The 23,932-nt window shown below is 69.9% G+C and carries 14 protein-coding genes; 8 read left to right on the forward strand and 6 right to left on the reverse strand.

Features of this window, described 5'->3' with window-relative positions; translation table 11 throughout:
- The first annotated feature begins 212 nt into the window (after positions 1 to 212).
- The 3 genes from WMF34_RS18050 to WMF34_RS18060 all read left to right on the forward strand — a co-directional run bounded on the left by WMF34_RS18050 (position 213) and on the right by WMF34_RS18060 (position 6,921).
- Complete coding sequence (locus WMF34_RS18050; protein WP_044965178.1) at positions 213 to 1,301, forward strand: fatty acid desaturase family protein; 1,089 nt, start codon at positions 213 to 215, stop codon at positions 1,299 to 1,301.
- A complete protein-coding gene (locus WMF34_RS18055; RefSeq protein ID WP_012236122.1) occupies positions 1,301 to 2,152 on the forward strand; it encodes an alpha/beta fold hydrolase in 852 nt (283 codons plus the stop codon). The genes WMF34_RS18050 and WMF34_RS18055 overlap by 1 nt, the downstream gene beginning before the upstream one ends.
- A gap of 164 nt (positions 2,153 to 2,316) precedes the next feature.
- A complete protein-coding gene (locus WMF34_RS18060; protein ID WP_437994027.1) occupies positions 2,317 to 6,921 on the forward strand; it encodes a serine/threonine-protein kinase in 4,605 nt (1,534 codons plus the stop codon).
- On the opposite strand, the gene WMF34_RS18065 is transcribed toward WMF34_RS18060, so the two are convergent.
- Entirely contained in the window at positions 6,906 to 7,544 is a 639-nt protein-coding gene (locus WMF34_RS18065) for an RNA polymerase sigma factor (protein WP_012236124.1), read from the reverse strand. The two genes, WMF34_RS18060 and WMF34_RS18065, sit on opposite strands and share 16 nt — an antisense overlap.
- A gap of 81 nt (positions 7,545 to 7,625) precedes the next feature.
- On the opposite strand from WMF34_RS18065, the gene WMF34_RS18070 reads away from it, so the two are divergent.
- The 3 genes from WMF34_RS18070 to WMF34_RS18080 all read left to right on the forward strand — a co-directional run bounded on the left by WMF34_RS18070 (position 7,626) and on the right by WMF34_RS18080 (position 15,333).
- Positions 7,626 to 8,051, forward strand: a complete 426-nt coding sequence (locus WMF34_RS18070; protein ID WP_044965180.1) for a hypothetical protein — start codon at positions 7,626 to 7,628, stop codon at positions 8,049 to 8,051.
- Between the two features lie 378 nt (positions 8,052 to 8,429).
- Positions 8,430 to 9,038, forward strand: coding sequence for a hypothetical protein (locus WMF34_RS18075; protein WP_012236126.1), 609 nt, complete (start codon positions 8,430 to 8,432; stop codon positions 9,036 to 9,038).
- A 199-nt stretch (positions 9,039 to 9,237) separates the two neighbouring features.
- On the forward strand, positions 9,238 to 15,333 hold the full coding sequence (locus tag WMF34_RS18080; RefSeq protein WP_437994028.1) for an AAA family ATPase: 6,096 nt from the start codon (positions 9,238 to 9,240) through the stop codon (positions 15,331 to 15,333).
- A gap of 627 nt (positions 15,334 to 15,960) precedes the next feature.
- Here the strand turns inward: WMF34_RS18080 and WMF34_RS18085 are convergent.
- From WMF34_RS18085 to WMF34_RS18100, 4 genes are all read right to left on the reverse strand, one after another.
- Complete coding sequence (locus tag WMF34_RS18085; protein WP_437994029.1) at positions 15,961 to 16,686, reverse strand: hypothetical protein; 726 nt, start codon at positions 16,684 to 16,686, stop codon at positions 15,961 to 15,963.
- A gap of 48 nt (positions 16,687 to 16,734) precedes the next feature.
- The gene (locus tag WMF34_RS18090; protein ID WP_437994030.1) at positions 16,735 to 17,820 is read right to left on the reverse strand and encodes a hypothetical protein; all 1,086 of its coding nucleotides are present in this window, start codon (positions 17,818 to 17,820) and stop codon (positions 16,735 to 16,737) included.
- Complete coding sequence (locus WMF34_RS18095; RefSeq protein ID WP_044965182.1) at positions 17,817 to 18,386, reverse strand: sigma factor; 570 nt, start codon at positions 18,384 to 18,386, stop codon at positions 17,817 to 17,819. The genes WMF34_RS18090 and WMF34_RS18095 overlap by 4 nt, the downstream gene beginning before the upstream one ends.
- Positions 18,387 to 18,476: 90 nt before the next feature.
- Positions 18,477 to 19,238 (reverse strand): hypothetical protein, encoded by a 762-nt coding sequence (locus WMF34_RS18100; protein WP_012236131.1) that lies wholly within the window; start codon positions 19,236 to 19,238, stop codon positions 18,477 to 18,479.
- 345 nt (positions 19,239 to 19,583) lie between these two features.
- Between WMF34_RS18100 and WMF34_RS18105 the strand changes: the two genes are divergently transcribed.
- Both WMF34_RS18105 and WMF34_RS18110 read left to right on the forward strand, forming a co-directional pair.
- Positions 19,584 to 20,693, forward strand: coding sequence for an STAS domain-containing protein (locus WMF34_RS18105; RefSeq protein WP_437994031.1), 1,110 nt, complete (start codon positions 19,584 to 19,586; stop codon positions 20,691 to 20,693).
- Between the two features lie 193 nt (positions 20,694 to 20,886).
- Positions 20,887 to 22,488, forward strand: a complete 1,602-nt coding sequence (locus WMF34_RS18110; protein WP_437994032.1) for a PAS domain-containing protein — start codon at positions 20,887 to 20,889, stop codon at positions 22,486 to 22,488.
- Positions 22,489 to 22,544: 56 nt separating this feature from the next.
- On the opposite strand, the gene WMF34_RS18115 is transcribed toward WMF34_RS18110, so the two are convergent.
- Complete coding sequence (locus WMF34_RS18115) at positions 22,545 to 23,798, reverse strand: AgmX/PglI C-terminal domain-containing protein (protein WP_437994033.1); 1,254 nt, start codon at positions 23,796 to 23,798, stop codon at positions 22,545 to 22,547.
- Between the last annotated feature and the right edge of the window lie 134 nt (positions 23,799 to 23,932).

Below are 23,932 nucleotides of genomic sequence, written 5' to 3' on the forward strand. Positions count from 1 at the left end.
ATCTGGCCCCTCCGGAGCGCACCTACTGACCAAATGTATCGATTCGTAAGAAATTCGTGATCCTCTCCGGTTGCCCGGATCAGATTCGCGCGGCCGGGCACTCAAGAAAACGAAAGCGAACAACACGCCTCCCGGCCCGTGCTCGCCCATCTCCGTGTGGAGGGGCGGGCGCTGCGCAAGGGAAACGAACGGGAAAGGCCTTGGTAGGCGAGATGGATTTGCTCGACAACAAGACGATAATCTCCGCGAGCTCCCCAGCAGAGCGGGAACACCACATCCGCAGCTTGCTCCCTGAGCTCAAGGCAGCAGGAACCTTTCAGCCAGCCACGTCGTATCACGTGATCTGGTTCTTGACCGTGTTCTGCATTTACGCAGGAAGCTACGCCGTGCTTCTCACGGATCCCGGGTGGCCGCCGCGGACCGCGGCCATCGTGATCGTGGCCGTCATGATGATGCAGCTGGGGCTCTTCGCGCACGAGGTCGGGCACGGGGCGATCACGACGCACATGCGCTGGAGGAGCGCGATGGGGCTCGTCTCGAACAGCCTGCTGGTGGGCTTCTCGTACAGCTACTGGCAGAGCACCCACTCGCGGCATCATAACCACCCGAACGCGGAGGGCATCGATCCCGACATGGAATCGCTTGGCTATGCGCTCTACGAGCGCGCTGCGCAGCGATCGCGGGGCCTTCCGCGCGTCGTGGCGCGGCTCCAGCCGTTCAGCGTCTGGGTCGGCTTCATCGCCTGGGGCGCCGCGATCAAGATCGATGGGATGATTTATCTGGTCCGTAACCTGGGTCGCCGGACCGCGGCCGATGTGGGCTGCATCGTGGCGCACTTCGTCCTCTGGCTCGTCGTGCCCATGACCGTGGTGTCGCCGCGGACGGCCTTGATCAACTATGCGTCCATGACCGTGCTCAACGGCCTGTACATGGCGGCGATCCTCGTCGTGCCCCACGTAGGCACCGGGACCCAGGCACCCGATCAGCAACTCCCGTTCTTCGTGCGCCAGGTGCGGTACTCGCGCAACTACGACAGCTCGTGGCTGGGCACGCTCCTCTGCGGCGGCCTGAACCTCCAGATCGAGCATCACCTGCTGCCCCACGTTCCCTGCATGCGGCTGCGCAGGGCAAAGCCGATCATCGCGAGCTACTGCATCAAGCACGGGCTGCCGTACGAGCAGGTCAGCTACTGGGAGGCATGGAGGCAAGTCCTCGCTCATCTGCGGCGTATGTCTTTGATCGTTCGCGGCGAAGACCGTATTGACACCACACTTACACCGGCAAGTCGGAGGGCGGCGTGATGACAGAGGAAAGTTATTTCAACGTGAATGGGGTACGGCTCCACGTGGTGAGCGCCGGCCCGGCGACCGGCAAGCCGGTCGTCCTGCTCCACGGCTTCCCCGATCACTGGTACGGCTGGAGACACCAGATCGGACCGCTGGCGGAGCGTGGGTATCGCGTCATCGTCCCGGACCAGCGCGGCTACAACCTCAGCGAGAAGCCCTCCGGGACGGACTCCTACAAGATCGCCCGCCTGGCGGGGGACGTGATCGGCATCCTCGACGCGCTTGCGCTCGACCGCGTCTCCCTCGTCGGGCACGACTGGGGAGGCGCCGTCGCCTGGTGGGTGGCCGCGAACCACGTGGAGCGGGTCGAACGGTTGGCCATCCTCAACTGCCCTCATTTTTCCACGTTTCAGCGGGCGCTCCTCTCGTTCGAGCAGTTCAAGCGGAGCTGGTACATCTACCTATTCCAAATTCCCCACCTGGCCGAGGCGCTATGCAGGCTCGAGGGCTATAGTGGGCTCGTCAAGCTCGGGCTCGCGGCCAGGCCCGGTACGTTCAGCGAGCGCGAGCTCGCGAGCTACTTCGAGGCGTGGGGCCGGCCCGACGCCATGCGGGGCATGCTTTCTTGGTATCGCGCCCTGGGCAGGGAGGTCTTCTCCAGGTTCCCTCGCACCCAGATCGACTGTCCCGTGCTGCTCCTCTGGGGCGCGCGAGATCCGTTCCTGTCAGCGAGCATGGTGGAGCCCAGCATGACGTTCTGCAAAGACGGTCGCTCGGTCCTCTTCAAGGACGAGACGCACTGGCTGCACTGGGAAGCCCCAGAGCGCGTCAACGGGCTCCTCCTCGAGTGGATCGAGCAGGGATAGCCCGGCTCGGAGCGCCGCTCGCTCGGAGTGCCGCGCGCCCGGGGATGGTGTAGCATCGCTTACAGCGAACCGGCACAGGCGGAGGCGATGTGAGCAGGGACGACGCGGAGCATGGGGAACGGGGCGAGATCGACGCCCACGACAGGCGTGGCCCGAGTGCAGACGTGCTCGCACGCACCGCCGTGGCGGCGCAGGAACCGAATGGGCCCCGCGACGAGAAGACCAGGCTGGTCGCGCGCCCGGGCGGCCCGGCAGGCGTCGCCGCCGCCGGGCCGGCCCTCGACAAGCAGATGGTCGCGATGCGCGTCCAGCAGAGGCTGTTCGGCGGCGCCGCCGCGGCCCCGCGCGTGGGACACTACTGCCTGGTCCGCAAGCTGGGCGAGGGAGGCATGGGCATCGTCTACGTGGCGATCGACACCCGGCTCAACCGCGAGGTCGCGCTCAAGCTGCTCCACCCGACGTTCACCGAGTCCGAACAGGGCAAGCTGCGGTTGCTCCGCGAGGCGCGGGTGATGGCGACCGTCTCGCACCCGAACGTGGTCGGCGTCTATGAGGTCGACGAGACGGACGGCTGCGTCTACATCTCCATGGAGCTCGTCCGAGGCATCACGATGCGCGACTGGCTCGCGACCGCGCAGCGGCCTTGGACGGCGATCGTCGACGCGTTCCTCCAGGCGGGAGAGGGCCTGTGGGCGGCCCACCGGGTTGCGCTGGTTCACCGCGATTTCAAGCCCGATAACATCATCGTGGGCAAAGATGGCCGCGTGAAAGTACTGGACTTCGGCCTCGCGTTCCGGCGGTTGCCTCAAGGTATCATCGACGAGCGGCGCAGTGGCGAGCCGGCGCTGGACCCAGGCAGCACGCTCACGGCGCCCAACACCGTGATGGGGACCGTCGCCTACATGTCGCCCGAGCAGTTTGAGCACGCCAATGTCGATTCACGGAGCGACCAGTTCAGCTTCGGCGTGTCTCTCTTCGAGGCGCTGTTCGGGCATCGACCCTTCTGCGGGCGCAATCTCGTGGAGATCCGAGACAACATCCGCAACCACCGGCTGGTCGTGGCGCCGGACGAAGGGCGTGTGCCGGGCTGGCTCACCGCGTTGCTGCTCAAGAGCCTGTCCGTGGATCCCGACCAGCGTTATTCGTCGATGGGCGAGCTGACGGCGTTGCTCGACGCGGGCCTGCGGGCCGAGAAGACGAGCGCGCCGTGCGCCGCGTCCGTCGGGTTTCATGGGGTGCCCCTGAGCGAGCTGATGACGCGCCCGGCGCCCCTGGAGGTCACGATGGCGCTTCGCATCGCCATAGGGCTCACGGACGCGCTCATCGCGCTGCGCGCCTCGGGCATGGCGCTCGCGGGCTCGACCTTCGATGGGGTCATGGTCGACGTGACGAGCTATAGCGTCGCCGTCGTCGACCCGAGGCTCCTCGTCCACGACCGCCCCGACGACGCGGCGTCTCGCTACGGCGTCATCGGGACCCTGCTGTCCGCGCTGCTGATGCGCGCGCCCGGGGCGATCCCCCTCTGGGCGACGGAGGACCTCGACGCCTCGGCCGGCGTCGAGGACCCACGCGTGCACGACCAGCTCTGTCGCCTCATCAAGAAGCTCCAGAGCGCCTCGAACGGCTACCGCAGCGGGCGGGGGATCCGGCACGATCTGGCGCGCTGCCTCCACCTTGCTGAGCGCCACGGCGACATCTCGGCGTTCCCGCTCGGGGCCAAGGACACGACGAGCCAGTTCACGGTGCCCGACGTGCTCTATGGCCGGTCGCCCGAGCTCACGCAGATTCGGGAGGCGTACCAGCGCGTCGCGCGCGGCGGGGCCGAGCTCCTGCTCGTGAGCGGGCCTTCCGGCATCGGCAAGACGAAGCTCATCGAGACAGCGTGCCAGCAGCTCGAGCGCGCCCGCAAGATCATCGGCAAGTTCAATCAGTTCGGGAACGACGAGCCGTATGCAACGATCGTGCAGGCGCTCCGGCAGCTCTTCCGCGGCGTGCTCGGCGGCGACGAGAGCGTCCAGGCGGAGTGGCGCGCTCGCCTCCTCTCCGCGATTCCCGCCAACACGAGGCTGCTCTTCGGCGTCCTCCCGGAACTGGGGGCGCTCGTCGGCGAGCAGCCCGCGGTCACTCAGCTCCCGCCGGCCGAGACCGCCGCCCGGTTCCAGAACGTCCTCACGAGCCTCGTGTGCGCGTGCGCCAGCCCGGACGAGCCGCTCGTCATCGTGCTCGACGACATGCAATGGTGCGATCTCGCGACCATCACTTTCATCTCGTCGGCCCTCAAGGATGAGCAGGTGCAGTACGTCCTCTGGGTGGGCGCCTTCCGCGACAACGAGGTTGGCCCCGATCACCCGATCGTGACCGCCCTCCGGCAGAACGCGGCGCAGCAGGCGCCGCTGCACCACATCACGCTGGTGCCTCTGGACAGGGAGAGCATCGAGGAGCTTAGCGCCGAGACGCTCGGGTGTTCCAGGGAGCGAGCGCAGGTGATGGGCACGTTCATCCTCGACAAGACCGATGGCAACCCACTGTTTGCGCGGACGCTGCTCACCTCGCTGCACGATCAGGAGCTCATTGTATTCGTCCCCGACCAAGAATGCTGGGAGTGGCGAAACGACGCGACCCGCTCGGCGGAGCTCCCCGGGGACATCGTCGCGCTCATCATGCACAAGATCGAGTCGCTGTCGGGCCCGGCGCGGCACCTCCTGACCGTCGCCTCCTGCCTCGGGCGCGAGTTCGAGACGTCCATCCTCCTGGACGTGCTCGGGTCGTCCCAGTACACGCGACAGGAAATCATGAGAGGCGTGGACGAGTGCGTTCTCCGCGGCCTACTCTCGGCCGCGCCGGAGCCCGACCGAGCGCGCGATGCGGGCGCCATGCCGACGACGCTGACCTTCACGCACGATCGAGTCCAGCAGGCGGCGCACAACCTGGCGAGCCCTGACCAGGCCAAGGCCATCAACCTGGAGGTCGGCCGCATTCTGCTCACGCGTGGCTCGCCGCCGGAGCGGAGCGACACGCTCTTCCGGGTCGTCGGGCACCTCAACGCGGGCCGTGACCTCGCGAGCGGCGCCCTGCGGGAGCGGCTCGTCGAGCTCAACCTGCTCGCCGGCAAGCGGGCGATCGTCGCAAACGCTTTCGCGGAGTCATCGCGGTTCTTGCAGATAAGCCTCTCGTTGCTCCCGCCGGATCATTGGCAGTCGAGTTACGATCTGTCCTTCGAGATCCACCTCGCGTACATGCAAGCGGAGTCTCTTCAGGGCAACCGCATGAAGGAGAGACAGCTGTTCCATCTGCTGGCGTCCCGCGCGCGCACCGCGGTCGACGTCGGGAAGGTGCACGAGCTCATCGTGTCGCTGGAGACATCGCGGGGCGAGCACCGGAGCGCGCTCAAGCACGGCACCTCCGGGCTGCGCGCGCTGGGTGAGGCGCTCCCCGACACCGGCGACAGGCCCGCTGCACTGGCCGAGCTCGTGAAGACAGCCTGGGCGCTGCGGCGCCGCTCGACGCAGAGTCTCCTTAACTTAGACGTGTCTGGTCAGCAGAACTCGGCGATCCTGCGGCTGCTCGTGGCCATGGGCCCACCGGCGTACCTGATCGACAGCGATCTGATGTCGATCCTCATGATGCGGATTGTCCGGCGATCGCTCTCCGGCGGCATCACGGACGTGTCCTCCTACGGGTTCGCGGGATACGGGCTGATCCTGTCGGGCCTTTTCGGCCGCCACCGGCGGGCACGCGAGTTCGGGATGATCGCCTCGCGGATGAATGAGAGGTTCTCCAACAAGTGGCTCCAGCCGAAGATTGACCTCATGAACGGCGTGTTCATCCTGCCGTGGACCGACGCGTTCGAGGTGTGCGAGGAGGTGCTGAAGAGGGGCCTCACGCTCTGCGTGGAGAACGCCGACTTCGGGCATGCGTCGTACGACGCGACCTCGTTCGCGTGCGTCCGGTACTATCGCGGCGTGCGGCTCGACGACGTCGTATCGACCGCGGCCGCGATGCAGATGTACACACGGCAAGCGCGTGACCACGACATGACCTCCGTGCTCAAGGGGCTGGAGCAGGTCTGCAGGTGCCTGCGAGGGGAGACCGCTGGGCCGACGGATCTTTCGGTAGCAGGGTGGAGCGAGGCCGACTTCGCGGCGTCGCTCTCGACCGCGACGACGCCTGTGGCGGTGTTCTTCTTCCCCGCGATGAAGATCGGCGCACTCTACTTGCACGGCGACTATGAGCAGGCCTGCGCCCTCGGGCGCGCGGCGAGCCGCCTTGAGGCCAATGCCTTCTCGAACCCATCGCTGGCCGAGTACCTGTTCTATTACGCACTGTCGGTGCTCAAGACGTGGGATGACGCTGGTGCTCGCGACAAGGTGTCGGCGTGGGCGCTCGCGAGCCGCGCGCTCCGGCAGTTCGAGCGCTGGGCGGACCTGTGCCCGGCGAACTTCGAGGCTCGCTTCGAGATCTTGCGAGGCGAGGTGTGCCGCGTGCGGGGCCGACTCGACGTGCTGCACCACCTGAATGCCGCGGTGGAGTCGTCCGTGAAGCATGGTCGCGTGCACTATGAGGCGCTGGCCTCGGAGCTCGCGGCGCAGCACTGCACGGCCACCGGCCAACCGATCATAGGCGCGGTATACAGCCGTGCCGCGCGAGACGCTTACCTTCGCTGGGGCGCCATCGTGAAGGCGAGCCAGTTCGGAGCGGGGCCGGACGACGCGCCGCGCGCCAGTGCGCCGGGGTGGGGTAGCGCCAGCCAGGATCAGCGAGCGCTCTGAGGGGAGCCGCCAGGGCCCGCGTCGGCGAGCAGCCGGTCCAGCGTGTTCATGTCGAGCGCTGGATACTGGTGCTCGGGCGCGCTCCGGATCATCTCCTCGATCGTCGCAAGGAGCTTCTTGCGGCCGCGTCCGATGCGGCCCCGGATCGTATTGGGGTTGAGCCCGAGGATCGCGGCGATCGCGTCCGGGTCTTGCCCCTCGAAGTACCGGAGCTCGAGGACCACCTGGAATTCGGTGGGGATTCGGCGCAGCGCCTGGACGAGGATTCTTTGCTGCTCGGCGACTTCCAGGTGGGTGTGGGGCCCCGCGCCGAGGTCTGCGAGGGAGACCTCGGCGTCGTCGACGAATTTCCGCTCGCGTGCGAGATCCCGGTAGTAATGGCGAAGGATGTTGTACGCGATCCCAAGCGAATACACTCGGAAGCTGGACCTGCCCTCGAAACCGTCGCACGCGGTGACCATCGTCTCGAAGGTCCTCTGAAGGAGATCCTCCGCGTCGGCCAGGTTACGAGTCTTGTTGGCGAAGAAGCGATAGATCGAGTCGAAGCTCCGCTTAAAGAGCTCGTTGCCGGCCGGCAGATCACCGGCGCGCCATTTCTGAAGCAGCGTCAGCTCCTCGTCCATCGTGTGGATCCATACAGGAGGGGGCGCTGGCAGTCAAAGGGCGGGGGCAGCGGGGGTTTGAAGGGGCGAACGCCGGGTCGCGTGACCCCGCGGAACGGCGTTGTCGAGGCCGAGACGCTGGTGCGGCGCCGCTGGGTCCGTCGATCGGCACCGGGCTCCGAGCGAGCGATCGCCGAGCCCGCTGGTCTCGACGCGCTCGCTCACGACGCGCTGTTCGCGCCGCTCTACCAGGCCGACCTTCCAGCGGTTTCCCCTGAGGATGAGGCAATCGCCGCGTATGCCGCGGTCTCGATTCACGGGGCGTCGAGCTCCGCTCGTCGGCACAGCCACGATGTCGCGCTGGCGTTTGCAGTGGGCCGAGCACCGTGCATCTTCCATAGGATCATGGCCCGCTTGCCCGCGCCGAACCCCCTGCTCCGCGATCTCGATCTGCCTGCGCTCAGCCTGCGGACGCACGAGCAGTTCAGGCGTGTCTGCGCGGCAAGCGCCCGACCAACGCCATCGTGACCCGCCCATCGGGGCCGGTTGCCAGTCGCCATCGCGACGAAGGAGAAAGCGATGGCGACGAAGGCGGGGTGGGACGATGGGAGCGCAGCGGGCTAAGCGCCGAGTGCCACGTCGCAGGGTCATGGGGCCAGGGGGAGACGCCGTGATCGGCCTCGACCATGCCCGAGACCGGATCTGCCACGGATTGAGGAGCGCCGGCGGCGGGCGGCGCGTCCACCCTGGGCGTGCATGCGCCGGTCACCGTCACGGCCGGCGCCTTGATAGAGACCGAGTGCACGCACGGCTGCCCGCCGCAGTCCTTGCCCGCAGGGATCGCGTTCGCGGCGGTGCGGGCGCCGTCCCAGTCGTCAGGCACGGCACAGGCGGTCTCGACTCTGGATGGCGCCCGAGCAGACCGAGCGCGCCGCGCAGGTCGTCCCGGCGTCGGACGTCTGGGCGCTCGGGCTGCTCGCGTTCTACCTGCTCACCGCGCGCCTTTACTGGGTCGAGCCGAGCCGCGGGCCGAGCGCCTCGGTCATGTCGCTCATGCGCGAGGTGCTCTTCGGCCCGCTGGATCCGCCGTCCGCCCGCGCCGCGCAGCTCGGCTGCGCGCACCTGATCCCCCCCGGCTTCGACGCCTGGTTCGCCCGCTGGCGACACGTACCGCATCGCCTGGATCATCACGAAGGGCGCGGGCTACGAGGGGATCGCGTTCGTGCAGGGGCAGACGCTCGCCGTGGGATGGGCAGCTACCGGATCGTCGACGGCGCTCGCAAGGGCACGGTCGTCATCGTGCCCACGGGCGAGACGTACGCCGTCACGTGGGCGCTGAGCACCGGCGCGCTCAAGGGGGTGGGCATCCGCTCGGGCGATCAGCTCGTCGTGGGCTGGTCGCCGAGCCAGCAGGTCGGCGTGGTCAGCTATGCGATCGCGGGCCGGCAGCTCGCGGGGCGATGGGGGACCCTGGGCGGCACGCTGGCGGGGAGCGAGGCGCTTGTGCGCCGCTGATGAGCGGACATTCCCCGATCCAGCGCGCGGGGCAGAGGTCCTGCCACGATGTCATCGACATGGCGGGCCCGGTGTGGGGCGAGGCGCGCTGGGGGTTCGCGGAGGACGTAAGAGGGCCGGCGCGCCGCCCGCTCAAAGCGCTGGCGCCGCCCGCCGACCATGGCAGCATGTGTCGCCCATCACCCGCATCAGGGCTCACGTGGGCACCAATCCCGTCTCGTCCGATCACGGGTCTTCGTCCCGTTACGCCATCATCGAGACCCTCTACGAAGGCTCAGACACCCTTCTGTACCGGGGTGTGCGCGAGGACGATGGCCATCCGGTGGTGCTCAAGGTCCTCCGGCGCGATCACGCGAGCCCTCGCGCCGCCGAGCGGCTTCGCCACGAATACGAGATCGCTCGGGCGCTCGACACAACGGCCATCGTCATGCCCCATGGGCTCGCGATGCTCGGCGACCAGCCGGCGCTCGTCCTGGAGGATTTCGGCGGCGTGTCGCTCGATCGGCTGCTCGATGGCGACGGGCCGACGCCGCTCGAGCGCTTCTTCCCCCTCGCCATCCGCCTGGTCGAGGCGCTCGCCGGGCTGCACCGGCACGACGTCGTCCACAAGGACATCAAGCCGCAGAACGTGCTCCTCAACCCCGCCACCGGCGAGGTGAAGATCACCGATCTGGGGATTGCGTCCCGGATCCCCCGCGAGCTCCAGCACCTCGAGCACGTCGGGCTCATCGAGGGGACCCTGGCCTACATGGCCCCGGAACAGACAGGCCGGATGAACCGCTGGATCGACCAGCGGACCGATCTCTACTCCCTGGGCGTCGTCTTCTACGAGATGCTGACGGGCACGCTGCCGTTCCAGGCCGGCGATCCCGTCGCGTGGGTCTATTGCCACATCGCCCAGGCGCCGCGGCCGCCGCACGCGCTCGTCCCCTCGATTCCCCCGCAGCTCTCCGCGGTGGTGCTCAAGCTGCTCTCCAAGGCCGCCGAGGAGCGTTATCAGAGCGCGGCGGGCCTGCGGCACGACCTGGACGAGTGCTTCGCCAGATGGCGGGCGAGCGGATCCATTCCCCCCTTCGCGCTCGGAGGGCGCGATCTCTCCGACCGGTTCCAGGTCCCGCAGCGGCTGTACGGGCGCGAGCGCGAGGTTGCGGCGCTGCTCGCCGTGTTCGAGCGCGTGGTCGCGAGCGGCCGGCCAGAGCTCGTGCTCGTGTCGGGCTACTCGGGCATCGGCAAATCGTCGCTCGTCGCCGAGCTGCACAGGCCGGTGGTGAGGGAGCGCGGCTTCTTCCTGTCCGGCAAGTTCGAGCAAGCCGCGAGGGACGTCCCCTACAGCGCCTTTCATCAGGCGTTCCGGGCGCTCTTTCAGGAGATCCTCTGCGCGAGCGACGATCAGGTCGAGGGCTGGAGACAGCGCCTCCGGGACGCCCTCGGCGAGAGCGGCGGGTTGCTCGCCGACGTGCTCCCCGAGCTCACGCTGCTCCTCGGCCCGCAGCCGCCTGTGCCCGAGCTGCCGCCCGCCGAGGCCCAGAGCCGGCTGCACGCGACGCTCCAGCGCTTCGTCTCGGCGTGCGCCCAGAAGGACCACCCCGTTGCGCTCTTCCTCGACGATCTGCAGTGGGCCGACGCGGCGAGCCTCCAGCTGCTCGAGCAGCTCGCCACCTACGCCGGGTCCGAGCACCTCCTCTTGATTGGCGCGTACCGCGACAACGAGGTCGGCCCCGCGCACCCGCTGCGGCTCACGCTGGCCGAGGCGCGGAAGCGCGGCGCCGCCGTCGTCGAGCTCGTCCTCGATCCGCTCTCGGCCGCCCATGTCGGGGCGCTCGTCGCCGAGACGGTCCACGCGCCGCACGCGCCGGCAGAGCAGGTCGAGCCGCTCTCGGAGCTCGTCTATGAGAAGACCGGCGGCAACCCGTTCTTCGTGCTCCAGTTCCTCATCGCGCTGCACCAGGAGGGGCTCATCACCTTCGACGCGGAGGAGGGCAGGTGGCGCTGGGACATCGCCGCGATCCGGGACAAGGAGTTCACCGACAACGTCGTCGAGCTGATGGCGGGCAAGCTGAAGCGGCTCTCGGGCCCGACGCGGGACGCGCTCACGCTCGCCGCGTGCCTCGGCAGCAGCCTGGAGCTCGACACGCTCGCGGTGGTCGCGGGCCGTCCGGCGGCGGAGCTCCACGACGCGCTCGAGGAGGCCGTGCAGGAGGGGCTGCTGCTCCGCCGGAACGGCGCTTATCGATTCCTCCACGACCGGGTGCAGCAAGCCGCAACCTCGCTCGTCCCGGCGGGACAGCTCGCCGAGATGCACCTCTGTATCGGGCGGCTGCTCCTCGGGGCACGACGCGCGGAGGAGCGCGACGACGCGCTCTTCGACGTCGTCGCCCACCTCAACCGCGGCGCCGCGCTCCTGCGTTCCCAGGCGGAGCGGGACGAGGTCGCCGCGCTGAACCTCCGCGCCGGCAGGAAGGCCAAGGCGGCCGCGGCCTTCCAGTCCGCCGCCGCGCTCTTCGCGGCTGGCCTCTCGCTGCTCGCGCCGGCCTCGTGGGAGACGCGCCACGAGCTGACCTACGGCCTGACCTTCGAGCGCGCGCACGTCGCGTACATCACCGGCAGCTTCGAGGAAGCCGAGGGGCGCGTGGAAGAGCTCATGGATCGCGCGAGGACACGGCACGAGACGGCCGCCGTCGTCGAGCTCGCCGTCGCGCTGAACGCCACCCGCGGGCAATACGCCCGCGCGGTGGAGATCGCGCTCTCGGGCCTCCGCGCGTGCGACGTCGATCTGCCGCTCCACCCCACCGACGCGCAGGTCGAGGAGGAGACCGAGAGCGTCTGGAAGGCCCTGGGCAATCGGGCCATCGAGGACCTGATCCACCTGCCGCCCATGACGCACCCAGGGATCAAGATCACGATGGGCGTGCTGCAGAGCGTGTCCCTCCCTTCGTTCTTCGTGGACCCGAACCTGTACCACCTCGCCGTCATGCGCATGGTCAAGCTCAGCCTGCGCCACGGCAACGCCGAGCACTCCGCCGTCGCGTACGCCGCCTTCGCGATGGTGATGAGCTCGAGGTTCGGGCGATATCAGGAGGCTTATTCGTTCGGCAGGCTCGGCTACGACCTGGCGCAGAAGAGCGGCCTGCTCACCACGAAATCGGTGGTGGTCATCCTCTTCGGACACTATGTCGTCTTCTGGACACGCCACTACCGGGAGACGTATCCAACCACGCGCGACGGCTTCACCGCCGCGGTCGAGTCCGGTGATGTGAACAACGCGTGCCTCAACTGCATCTGGGCCGCGCTGTTCCCGCTGCTCGCCGGCGAGCCGCTGGAGGACGTGCTTCACGAGGTCGAAGAGCGCCTCGGTTTCGTGCGCAGGGTCGGCCACACGTTCGCGCACAACGCCCTCCTCGGCGGCCACGCCATGATCCAGGCGCTGCGCGGGAGGCCGGTCCGCTTCTCGATGCCGGACGGGTCCGAGCTGGATCCGCCGGCCTTCGAGGCGCGGCTGGAGGAGGGGGGGCACCTGGAGGCCGCGCGCGACTTCTATTACAGCTTGAAGGCGCAGGCGCTCTTCGTGCTCGGCTCTCCCCGAGAGGCGCTCGCGGCGGCGACCCGCGCGATCGCCGAGCACCCCGCCAGGGTCGGTCCGCACGCGCTCATCGCCGAGAGCTTCTATTGTCGCGCGCTCGCGCTCGCGGCCCTCTTCAACGCGCCGCACGCGCCGCACGGCGCGGGCGAGGCGCAGCCATCCCCGCCGTGGGTGCTCCCCGAGGAGCTCCTCGAGTGCGAGCGGCAGCTCGGCGCGTGGGCCAGGAGCGGCCCCGACAACTTCCTCCACAAGCACGCCCTGGTCCGCGCCGAGATCGCCCGGCTCCTCGGGCGCGAGCCGGAGGCCGGCCGGCTCTACGAGCAGGCCATCGCGGCGGCGCGCGAGGGCGGCTTCGTCCAGCATGAGGCCATCGCCTGCGAGCTCGCCGCGGAGTTCTACCGCGCGCGCGGCCTCTCGACGCCCGCCGACAGCTACCTGCGAAGCGCCCGCGCCGGCTATTTCCGCTGGGGCGCCCGCGCCAAGGTGGAGCAGCTCGATCAGCGCTACCCTCACCTCGCCCCGCGCAAGCCGATCGCCCCCACCGTCACCTTCGCCGTGCGGGCCGAGCAGTTCGACGTCCTGTCGGTGGTGAAGGCCGCGCAGAGCATCTCTGGCGAGCTCAAGCTCTCGCGGCTGCTCGAGGTGCTGCTTCGCATCGTGGTCGAGCACGCGGGCGCCGAGGAGGGCTGTGTCCTCCTGGTGCGGGAGGAGCAGCTGTGGCTCGCGGCGATCGAGGCGCCGGGGGGCGCGGTACGGCTGCTGGAGGCGGGCGAGGCGCCTTCGACCGCGTTGCCGCAGTCGGTCCTCAACTATGTTCGCCGGAGCCACGAGCGCGTGCTGCTCGACGACGCCGCCGGCCGGCACCCCTTCGTGGAGGATGCGTATTTCCGGCGCAAGCGCGCGAGATCGGTGCTGTGCCTCCCGATCGTGCGCCAGGCTCGGCTCATCGGCCTGCTCTACCTGGAAAACAACCTCGCCACCGGGGCGTTCACCCCCGGGCGGCTCAGCGTCGTCGAGCTGCTCGCCTCGCAGTCGGCGTTCTCGCTGGAGAACGCGATGCTCTATGCCGAGGTGGAGCAGGAGAACGCCGAGCGGCGGCGGGCGGAACAGGCGCTCAAGGCCAATCAGAAGATGCTCCAGGCCATCGTCGACAACTCGGCGGCGAGCGTCTACGTCAAGGATCGAGAGGGCCGATTCCTGCTCGCCAACCGGCAGGTCGGCGCCCTCCTGGGCGTGCCGAGCGAGCAGCTCCTCGGGAGGACCGACGCCGACCTCTTCCCGGCTCCCTTCGCCGAGATGGTCCGCGAGCACGAGCGGAAGGTGCTCGAGACGGGTGCGCCGATGGAGTGGGAGGAGACGGTGCCGCTGGAGGACGGGCTGCACACGTTCCTGTCGATCAAATTCCCTCTCGGCGAGGGGGTGATGCCCGGCGTGCTCTGCGGCATCTCCACCGACATCACCGAGCGCAAGCGGGCCGAGCAGGCCGAGCGCTTCCTGGCCGAGGCGAGCCGCAAGCTGATGACGCTGGGGTACAGCGCGACCTTCGAGAGCGTGGCGCAGCTCCCGGTGCCCGAGCTCTCGGATCAGTGTGTCGTCGAGGTGCTCTCGGCGGACAGGACACCGGGCCCGACGGTCGTCGCGGGGGTGCCCGGCGAGCAGCTGGCAGCGCTGAAGGACGCGCTGCGCGCTCTGGCAGGAGCGCCGCCGGCCGGATCCGAGGGGGTCGATGGCCGCGCCGCGCCGCTGGTGCAGCAGGTGCGTTCGCTCGACCCGCGGGTCAGGCCGCCCTGGGAGCGGCTCGGCGTCCACGCGTTCCTGCGGGTTCCGCTGCTCGCGCGCGACCGGTACTTCGGCGTCATGACCCTGCTGGCGACGGCGCCCGAGCGCCGCTGTGGCCCCGCCGACCTGCGGCTGGCCGAGGAGCTGGGGCGCCGCGCGGCGCTCGTGCTCGACAATATCCGCCTGTACACCGAGGCCCAGGAGGCCATCGAGCGGCGGGACGAGTTCCTCGTCGTCGCGTCTCACGAGCTCAAGACCCCGCTGACGTCGATGCAGATGCAGGTGCAGGCGGCCGAGCGCCTGCTGCGCCGCGGCTCGCTCGCGGGCGTTCCCCCGGCGCGGATCGAGGCGATGTTCCGCATCCTCGGCCGCCAGACGTCGCGGCTCGGGCGCCTGGTCGACGAGCTGCTCGACGTCACGAGGATGAACGCCGGGCGGCTGGCGCTCACGCGGGCGCCGGTCGATCTGGCGGCGCTGGTGGGTGAGGTCGTCGAGCGGATGCGCCCCCAGCTCGCGGACGCCCGCTGCCCGGCGCAGCTGGATCTGGGAGCGCCCGTGGTCGGGCACTGGGATCCGGATCGCCTGGAGCAGGTCGTCGTCAACCTCCTGTCGAACGCGATGAAGTACGGCGCAGGTGGGCCTATTTTCATCGGCGTGCGGCGGCAGGCGGATCGCGCGCTGCTCGTGGTCCGGGACGAGGGGATCGGGATCGCGGAGGCCGATCAGGGCAGGATCTTCGAGCGCTTCGAGCGCGCCGTGTCGGTGCGCAACTTCGGCGGCATCGGGCTCGGGCTCTACATCGCGCGCTCGATCGTGGCGTCGCACGGCGGATCCATCCAGGTGCAGAGCAAGCCGGGCGCCGGCGCGACGTTCGTGGTGGAGCTCCCGCTGAGCCCACCGGAGAGCGCCGTGCCGCATCCAGGGGCCGGAGAGTAGACAGACGCGGGCCACGCACGCTGGGTTCTTCACCAGCTCGTCGATGTCTACGTCGCCGTAGTAGCTCTTGAACATGTAAGCGCTTTCCATTGCGTGGATGCCGCGGCGATCGCTCGTGACACCCGGCTGCAGCTCATCCTCAAAAGTTCTTACGACGCCGGAGCAAGTTGAATATTGATCTCGAGCCAGACCTCGAATGCTCAATATGGTGTCACAGTCAATCGTGCTGCTGCCGAGTATGGCCTTGTATACACCGAACATTCCACTGAAGAGCCTGCAGTCCATGGCCAGCCTCTCTAGCTCGCTCGCTTGCGATTCGACTTTGCATTGCTCCGTGAGCTCTGGCACAGGCGAAGGTGTGCGTTTGTCTTCGTTGACGTGGGGATGTCCCTCTCTCTTCTGAGCATGGTGATCGCGACGCTGGAGGGTCGTCTCACAGCTGGCCAACCGTTTCCGGGTGACGCTCAGAGTCGACCTAAGATCGGGGTCGCTCTCGCCGGCGGCGTCGTGGCGTGCTGGAGGCGCCCTGGGCGCGGCCCTCCGCGACGAGGAGCGCGGAGAGCTCGCGGATCGGGTGAGCTGCTCTGCCGAGCGCGAGGCGATGATCGCCTGTTCTTCTCGCGGGCTTTATGCCTGGCAGCAGAAGGTCGACGGCTCGGCCGGCAGCAGCTCGCCGGTGGGCTCGCCGCCGCTCGGGGCGCAGCCGCCGGGATCCACGGCGACGACCTCCGCCGACTTGCTGCCGAGGGCGACGCCGGGCGGCGTGACCCCGCAGAATGGCGTCGTCGAGCTCACGACGGCGGACACGAGCAGGTCCCCGCACGCGCCGTCGCTGTAGACCGACGCCATGACGGTGCACGACGCGCCCTCCAGCTCCCCGCAGCCGCACTCGGAGCAGCCGCGCGTGTCCTCGGCGCCGCCGTAGAAGACGTGCCTGTCCAGGTAGGGCGCCTCGCACGTCACGTCGCCCTCGTGGAAGATGCACGTCAGGAAGCCGCCGGGCGGCGGGACCCCGGGCTGGTCGGGCGACGGCATGCAGGTGCTCCGGTCGCCCAGGCACTCCGTGTAGGCGCCGGGCACGCAGGCGAGCGCCCGGGTCTGCCAGGGATCGAGGAGCGCCGGCGGTGGCGACTCGTCCACCCTGGGTGTGCATGCGCCGGTCGCCGTCACGATCGGCGCCCCGATGGAGACCGACTGCACGCACGGCTTCCCGCCGCAATCCTGGCCGGCGGGGATCGCGTTCGCGGCGGTGCAGGCGCCGTCCCAGCCGTCGGGCGCCGCGAAGGAGGTCGTGACGCCGCCGGGGTCGCCGGGACACTTCGAGCATTGTGAATTTCCTTTGATAATTCCCATGTCTCTCGGAGTTTCTTTGCGAGAAGGACACGATGTGGACGAGCCTGTTCAGAATGCCGCATTGATTCCGAGCCCGAGCGCCGCAGCAAGCGGAGGTGACGACCACGTGATGGCTCCAGGGGCGGTGCGCGGATCGCTCTGGCGCCGGAGCACCGCACCCGCCACGATGACGGTAGCTTCCGCGTAACCGTATGCGGACCACCTGTCCGAAAGGGGCCAGTCGCTGCCGAGCCGCGCCCCGCACCCTAGCAGGGCGTCGTTGCGCAAGGCCAGGTTCCACGGGTTCCGAGCGGAGAACCGGACGACGCCACCTGTTGCGACCCCGCAGCCAAACAGGCGGCTGCTGCGAAGGCATGCCACGGCAGCCATCGTGAAAGCGCTGGTGCCGAGGGGCACCGCTTCCACCTCCTGCGCCAGCGAGACGAGCCCCCGCCCTTCCACCGCGACCGACCAGTCGGGCCGGCGAACGCCGACAGACATGGTCATGCCGGCCACGGCCCCCGGCGTGATCCCCAGGCCGCGGGTCGCCCCGAGCCCCGCCTCCAGTCGCCAGCGTTCTGTCGGCGCTGGCGTCGACTCCAGCAGCGCTGGCGTCTTGGCCTGGCGCCCCTGAGGAAGCGGCGGTGAAGGCGGCGGCAAGGGCTCGAAGGGCGGTGGCGCCCGCTCCGGCGTGGCCAGAATACGCGCCACGATCGCGAGGGCCACGCCGGTGAGCAGCTCCGCGCAGCCGCTCCGGGTGCTGAACCCCTCGGCCCAGGCCGTATCGCCCGCGCCCTCGCCCTCGCGCAGGGCCATTGAGGCCGTGAGCTCCGGCCCCTCCCGCGCGATGCTGAGCGTGAGCACCCGCGGCGCGTCGTCCTGGAACGGATCGCCGCCGAGCCCGCGCGCCACCTCCGCGCGCAGGTGCGCCTCGCCGGCGCAGCCCTCGGCGCCGGGGCCCAGCACGACCTCCAGCCGCATCGCAGCCTGCGGCAGATCCGGCGCGGCGTGCCCCTCCGCGACACGGAGCAGGACCATGGCCGCCGTGGCCACCGCGACGGCGGCGCGCGCCGGCCACCTCGCGCCCCCGCGCGGACCGATGCCGCACCGGGCCAGGCGCGCGCCGAACCTCGGTCTGCCGCAGGGCCCGCTCATCGCGACGGCTCGCTCCCCGTCGCGCCCTGCTCCGGGGCGGCGACGCGCGCCAGGGCGACCGTACGAAGCCGCTCCCGCACGTTCTTCAGCTGGCCCCCGGGGAACCGCTGCTCGTGCACGGCGATCTGCCGGAGCGCCCCGGCGGGATCACCGGCGGTGAGGCGCTCTCGCGCCGCGGTGAGCAGCCGCAGCTCCTCCGCGAACGTGTCATCGCGCTCGCTGGCCTCCCTGGCCCGTGGCACCGCCCGGGGAGCAGCAGGGCACGGGCGGTGGGGCGTCTCGATCACCGGAGCGCCGGGCCCCGGCTCCGGCGCCTGCCGCGGCGGATCGACCGCCGAGTCGGCCTCGCGCGGAGGCGGCGGCGAGGCGGAGGCGGGGTAGTCGGGATCGAACCGATCCAGGCTCTCGTACGCCGCAAGGAGGACGTCCTGGACCAGGTCGTCGATGTCGGGCGCGGCGACCCCCAGGAGCCGGAGCGAACGCGGGAGCGTCTGAAGCGCTGCGGTGTGAACGGAATTCCAGGTAGCGGAGCGGGTGGCGTCCGCGGGAGGAACGTGGGTGCTCATACCCAGAATTGCGGGGAGCTCTTCGGGGTTGGTTGGAAAACGCACGGCCCGGCGCACGGGACCGAGCCGCACCTGCGGCGAGCGCCGCGCTCACGACAGGCTGCGGCCCTCCGGCGGGATCCACGCCGAGTGGGGCGAGATCGTTTCCATGTGGGCCAGCACCTCGGCCTGCCCCCAGCGCTCGAGCGCGTCCATCTCCGCCGGGCCGAGCAGCCGCCGGATCGCGCCCCAGGTGCGCTCGAACTCGAGCGCGACCAGGTGCTGCGATAGCGCGGTGAGGGGGCTCAGGTCGGAGTCGTCGCCGCGGTACGCCGCGTAGGCCTCGGCGTCCCATCCTTCCAGCGGGAGCGCCTCCGCCTCGTCGATGCGCCGATCGAGCGCCTCCTCGGTCTCCGCCCACGCTCGGGCGATCTGGAAGAGCTTGGCGATCTTGTCGAGCGGCAGGCCGAAGCGCGCGACGCGGTGCTCTTTGCGGCGCGATAGCCACACGACGAGCACCTGCCACATGGTCCGCCAGTCAGGCAGCCGGTCGAGGACGAAGTAGCGCTCCTCGATCCACGCTCGGATCTGCGCCGCGGCCGCCGTGCCCAGGGAGCGCTCCACCTCGGCGAGGAACGCCGCGATGTGCACCGCCATCATGGCTTCGTAGTCCCGCTCCTCGTCGTCCAGCGCCTCGATCGCGATCTCCGCCCGGACGCAGCGGCGCGCGGCCGCCTTCACCGCCTCGACATCGTCGATGCGGAGCCCGAGATCGGGCCAGAAAGGCGTTGCCCTGTCCAGGCTGAGGAGCCGGACGGCGTGCGTGTAAGAGTAGGATACATCGAGGTCGAGGAGATCGAGGGTGGGGTTCATCGGCAGCGCAGCCCGGGCCGGTCTGGAGCGGCCAGCGTAGCCGCGCCGGGGGTGAACTGGTAGGTCGCCCCACGCTCGGAGCGCCGGTCGAGCGCGCGCTCCGCTTCATCGCCGCGAACCTCGGCCCATCACGGTCGCCTCCGCCGCGAAACTTCTAAGGCGTTCGCGGCGCAGTTCGGCTGCAGCCCGTCGCAGGTGCGGAGCCCGGAGCGCAGCTTCCCAACCACGATGCGCTTCTGATACAAGCCATCTTGTTGAGGGGGGACGTACGGGAGGGAAACCATGGCGAACGAAATGGACGCCACTTCGGGGCTACTGCATACATTTCTCGCATCCTGTCCAGAGATGCTCTTCATCGCGGGGATCGATGGGGCTGTGCTGCACGCGAGCGGCGCGCTCCGTCAGGCGCTGGGGGCCGGGATAGCGCATGGCGATTCGCTCACGGCGCTCGTCCATGCGGAGGATCGCGCCGACTTCGCCGCTGCGTGGATCCGGCTGAAGGAGCAAACAGAGCCGGTGCAGTTCGATGTGCGCCTGATGGACGCTCAGGGCGCTTACCGGCGTCTGACGTGCAACGCGAGCCGGGCGCCCGAGGGGGGCACGATCCACGGGTCGCTGCGGCAGGCCGACGCCGACGGCAAGCGCGGCCCGGCAGAGCCGAGCCTCAAGGAGCGGCTCCTCGACGGCCTGGCAGACAGCCTGCAGGTCGTCATCTGGGCGATCGACACCGAGGGGACCGTCATCTACCACGACGGCAAGGGGCTCGACGCCGCCGGGCTCGCGAGGGGCGCGCTCCTCGGGAAGAACCTGCTCGAGCTCTATCCCGAGAAAGACCGCATCATCTTGCGGGGAGCGCTCGCCGGCGCGATGGCCCATGACCACAACACGGCGCACGGCGTCCACTGGGAGAGCTGGGTCGTCCCCGTGCTCAACGGGCGCGACGAGGTCGACGCGGTGCTCGGGTTCTCGCTCGACGTCAGCGCGGTGAAGCGCACGCAGGAAGAGCTGCGGGCCAGGCTCTCTCAGATCGAGAAGCAGCAGGAGGTGATCCGCAACCTCTCCACGCCGATCATCGAGGTGTGGAACGGCGTGCTGACGCTCCCCATGATCGGCGTGGTCGACAGCGTGCGGACGGCCGAGGTGATGGATGCGCTGCTCGCGCGTATCACGGAAAAACAAGCCCATTTCGCGATCCTCGATCTGACCGGGGTCGACATGGTGGACACGAAGGTGGCGAGCCATCTCATCGAGCTCGTGGCGGCGATCCGCCTGCTCGGCGCCGAAGGCATCGTCGCCGGCATCAAGCCGAACGTCGCGCAGACGATGGTCGCGCTGGGGCTCGATCTCTCGACGATCTCGACGCAACGCGATCTGCGGGCTGCCCTGAGCTACTGTATCCGGCGCATGGCGCCGCAGCCGCCGCAGGAGAGCCGCGCCAGCGTGACCGCGAGCTGACAGGGCCCCGCGCCGTCGAGCTCGCTCCGGCGCCGGAGAGCGACTCCGGCGCGAACGCCGTCTCCCTTTTTCGGCGACTCTGCTCACCCGGAGGGTGCAGAAGCGCGAGAACGGAGCGATGATGCGCCCGGTTGTGACCATTCAGCAGCGGGGGCCACGCTCGGCCATCGCATCTGGCTCACAGGGTGGGTGCGTGCAGACGACAGCCGAAGATCGCGCAGAGACTCTTCACATCGATCCACGTCTCCTGATCGAGGCCCTGGACGACCCCGCGCTCGTCATCGACGCGCGGGGCGCCGTCCTGTGCAAGAACGAGCGGCTCGATCGCCTCCTCTCGGGGCTCGGGGCGCCGAGCCTGCCGCTGTCGCCGGAGGGCGATCGCGTGCTCCTGTCGCTGGCGCCCGCGGCCGCCGACGTCGCCCGGATCCAGGCGCTCCTCTCGGGCGAGGTCGATCGCGCCGAGATCGACCTCCCGGACGAGGGCCGCGGCGCGCCGCGGTGGATGCTCCGCGGGCTCGCCTGCTCGATCGGCGGCGGCCGCGGCGCCCTGCTCCGCCTCATCGATGGAGGGGAGCGCCACGCCCGGGAGCACCAGCGCCGGTGCGCGCAGGTGGTCGAGTCCATGCACCTCGGCTGCACCTTCCTCGCCCTCGAGGCCCCGGAGGATGACCGGTCGCTCCGGTACGTCTACATGAACCGCGCCTCCGAGCGGATCGCCAGCCGGCCCACCGCGGCGATGCTCGGCCAGACGATGGACGAGAGCGTCCCCAGCCTGCGGCAGATCGGCATTCCTCAGCGCCTGGCGGAGCTGATCCGCGCCGGCGGGACCGACGAGAGCGAGGTGATCCTCCCTCTGGAGGAGGGCACGCGCGTCATGACGACGTGGTCGTTCCCCGTGGGAGATCGGTGCGTCGCCGTGATCTACGACGACGTCACCGAGCGCCGGGCGACGGCGGCGTCGCTCGAGAGCGCGCGCCTCCTCCTCGACGGCATCGTCGAGCACCTCCCGCTCATGCTCTTCGTCAAGGACGCGGAGGAGCTCCGTTACGTGCGGGTGAACAGGAATTTCGAGGAGTTCCATGGCCACGCGCCAGGCGAGCTGATCGGCTTGTGCGCCAGCGACCTGTTGCCGCAGGCGCTGGCCGCGAAGATCGACGCCGAGAGCCGCGCCGTCCTCGCGGGGGGCGTGCCGGTCGAGGTCCCGGAGCTCCGCGTCCCCTCGAAGCGCTTCGGGGACCGCATCGGCCGCGCCCGGTTCATCCCCATGGAGGACGCCACGGGCAAGGGCCGTTATCTCCTCGGGCTCATCGAGGACATCACCGAGCGCAAGAAGATCGAGGACGCGCAGCGCCAGGAGTCGATCCTCCTGGAGACCCAGCGGCGGCTGATCGAGCTCATCCAGGAGCTCTCGACGCCGAGCATCCCCATCCACCCGGGCATCCTCGTCGTCCCGCTCGTCGGCCAGATGGACAGCTCGCGCGGCGCCCAGCTCGTGGAGTCGCTCGTCGCCGCGGTCGAGCGGCACCACGCCGAGTTCGTCATCATCGATATCACCGGCGTCACGTCGGTCGACAGCGCGGTGGCCAACCACCTGCTCCAGGCCACGCGCGCCGCGGGGCTCCTCGGGGCCGAGTGCAGCGTCGTCGGCGCCTCGCCCAGCATCGCCCGCACCGTGATCGAGCTCGGCATCGAGTTCGGCAAGCTCGCGACGCACCGGGACCTGCAAGCCGGGTTCCGGCACGCGCTGGCGCGGAAGGGGTATGTGATCAGCCCGCGCGCGGATCGAAAGGCCTGAGCGCGGCGGAGCCGCCCGCGGCACGCGCGGAGGCTGCCCGCGCTACCCCTTCGGCGTCATGAGCCTGGCGAGAACATGAGGGGATACACCACCGTGACGACGCCGCCCTCGGGCGCCGGAAACGTGAGCTTCTCGAACTCGCGCAGGACACAGCTCACGACCGCGCGATCCGGCATGGGCGCGCTCGCGGCCGACGGCGGGGAGCTGGCCGGCGGCAGAGCGCCCTCCGTGACGGTGGTCACCTTGCCGTCCCTGCCGATGACGAAGCGCACCGCGATCCGGCCAGCGAGGTTGGGATCGCGGCGCAGCCCGTCTTCGTAGCATTTGCGCAGCCCACCGAACCGCGCGCGCACGGCCTGCTGGATCTCCGTGGGTTGCAGCCGGCCCGAGACGTCCATCGATGTCATGCGAAGCGAGGGCGGCGCTCCTGGCGGGCCGGTGAACCGGCCTTCGCGGGGGAGGGCTCCGAGCAGGAGGATCTCCGGCTTCGAGCCGGGCGGTCGCTCCTTCCATTGCCGCGCGCGGGCGAGGGTGGTCGACACGATCTCCTTGACGTCCGCGAGGCTCGCTCCTGGCACGGCGCGCAGACCGATGCGGTCGAGGCAGGTCCGCGGCGCCTTCGCGCACGCGGCTTCGGCGAGCTCCGCGAGCGCGGCGGAGGCGCGTTCCCGCTGCGGGCCCACGACCTCGCGCTTCACGAGCGTCCGGACGAAGCCGCCGCCTTCCGATGCGCTCGGCGGGGCGACGGTCAGCTCGAAGAGGCTCAGCTCCACGTCGCGTTCGCGGACATCGACGGCGAACTCGAACCGCGGCGGCTCCGAGGCGCTCTCCTCGGGAGGGCCGGGCATGGGCGTGCGGAAGCGGAGCCCGCCCACGCCGGTGCGCAGCAGCGCCAGGGGGTAGCCCGCGAAGGCCGCCGTGCGGGATACGCTCTCGATGACGATCCAGGCGACCGCTCCGTCCGCCACGACGGCGATCTCACCCTGCGCGGGCGCGCCGCGGTCGCTCTCGCGGGCGCGGCGCGCGTCCAGCTGCACGAACAGCTCGTCGACCTTGGTCAACCGGCCGAGCTCGGCGATGCTCTTCGCGTCGCCGACGAGCCGGCCGTCCAGGAGGATCTGGTGGCCTCGGATCTCGACCTCCGGCGGCGAGGCCGCGTCGGGCGGGGCTTCCGGAGCGGCCGGCGGCGCCGCGGGCGCGATGGGCACGGCGATCGGACGCTCGGTCGACGCGGGCGGGGGCGCGGGCGCGGCGCACGCGCAGAGCGACGCTGCCAGCAGGGCGATGGGGCACCAGGTCGGGTGAGGCATCGAGGGGTTCTCCATGGTCGCGACGCTCGACTGCCGCGAATCGAGGAGGGGAGCAACCATGTTCAGGCGAGCGCGAAACGAGGCCGGCGATGCGGTGAGGGCCTGACCCTTCCGCTCGTGCCCCTTGCGATCCG

The sequence above is a fragment of the Sorangium sp. So ce145 genome (assembly GCF_051525985.1).
GTDB classification, from domain to species: domain Bacteria; phylum Myxococcota_A; class Polyangia; order Polyangiales; family Polyangiaceae; genus Sorangium; species Sorangium cellulosum_B.

What these genes read in the sequence shown, in the direction of transcription:
- WMF34_RS18085 (WP_437994029.1), bottom strand. Translation starts at nt 16,686, where the DNA reads ATGGGAATTATCAAAGGAAATTCACAATGCTCGAAGTGTCCCGGCGAC.
- WMF34_RS18055 (WP_012236122.1), top strand. Translation starts at nt 1,301, where the DNA reads ATGACAGAGGAAAGTTATTTCAACGTGAATGGGGTACGGCTCCACGTG.
- WMF34_RS18100 (WP_012236131.1), bottom strand. Translation starts at nt 19,238, where the DNA reads ATGAACCCCACCCTCGATCTCCTCGACCTCGATGTATCCTACTCTTAC.
- WMF34_RS18065 (WP_012236124.1), bottom strand. Translation starts at nt 7,544, where the DNA reads ATGGACGAGGAGCTGACGCTGCTTCAGAAATGGCGCGCCGGTGATCTG.
- WMF34_RS18095 (WP_044965182.1), bottom strand. Translation starts at nt 18,386, where the DNA reads ATGAGCACCCACGTTCCTCCCGCGGACGCCACCCGCTCCGCTACCTGG.
- WMF34_RS18050 (WP_044965178.1), top strand. Translation starts at nt 213, where the DNA reads ATGGATTTGCTCGACAACAAGACGATAATCTCCGCGAGCTCCCCAGCA.
- WMF34_RS18115 (WP_437994033.1), bottom strand. Translation starts at nt 23,798, where the DNA reads ATGCCTCACCCGACCTGGTGCCCCATCGCCCTGCTGGCAGCGTCGCTC.
- WMF34_RS18105 (WP_437994031.1), top strand. Translation starts at nt 19,584, where the DNA reads ATGCTCTTCATCGCGGGGATCGATGGGGCTGTGCTGCACGCGAGCGGC.
- WMF34_RS18090 (WP_437994030.1), bottom strand. Translation starts at nt 17,820, where the DNA reads ATGAGCGGGCCCTGCGGCAGACCGAGGTTCGGCGCGCGCCTGGCCCGG.
- WMF34_RS18075 (WP_012236126.1), top strand. Translation starts at nt 8,430, where the DNA reads ATGGCGCCCGAGCAGACCGAGCGCGCCGCGCAGGTCGTCCCGGCGTCG.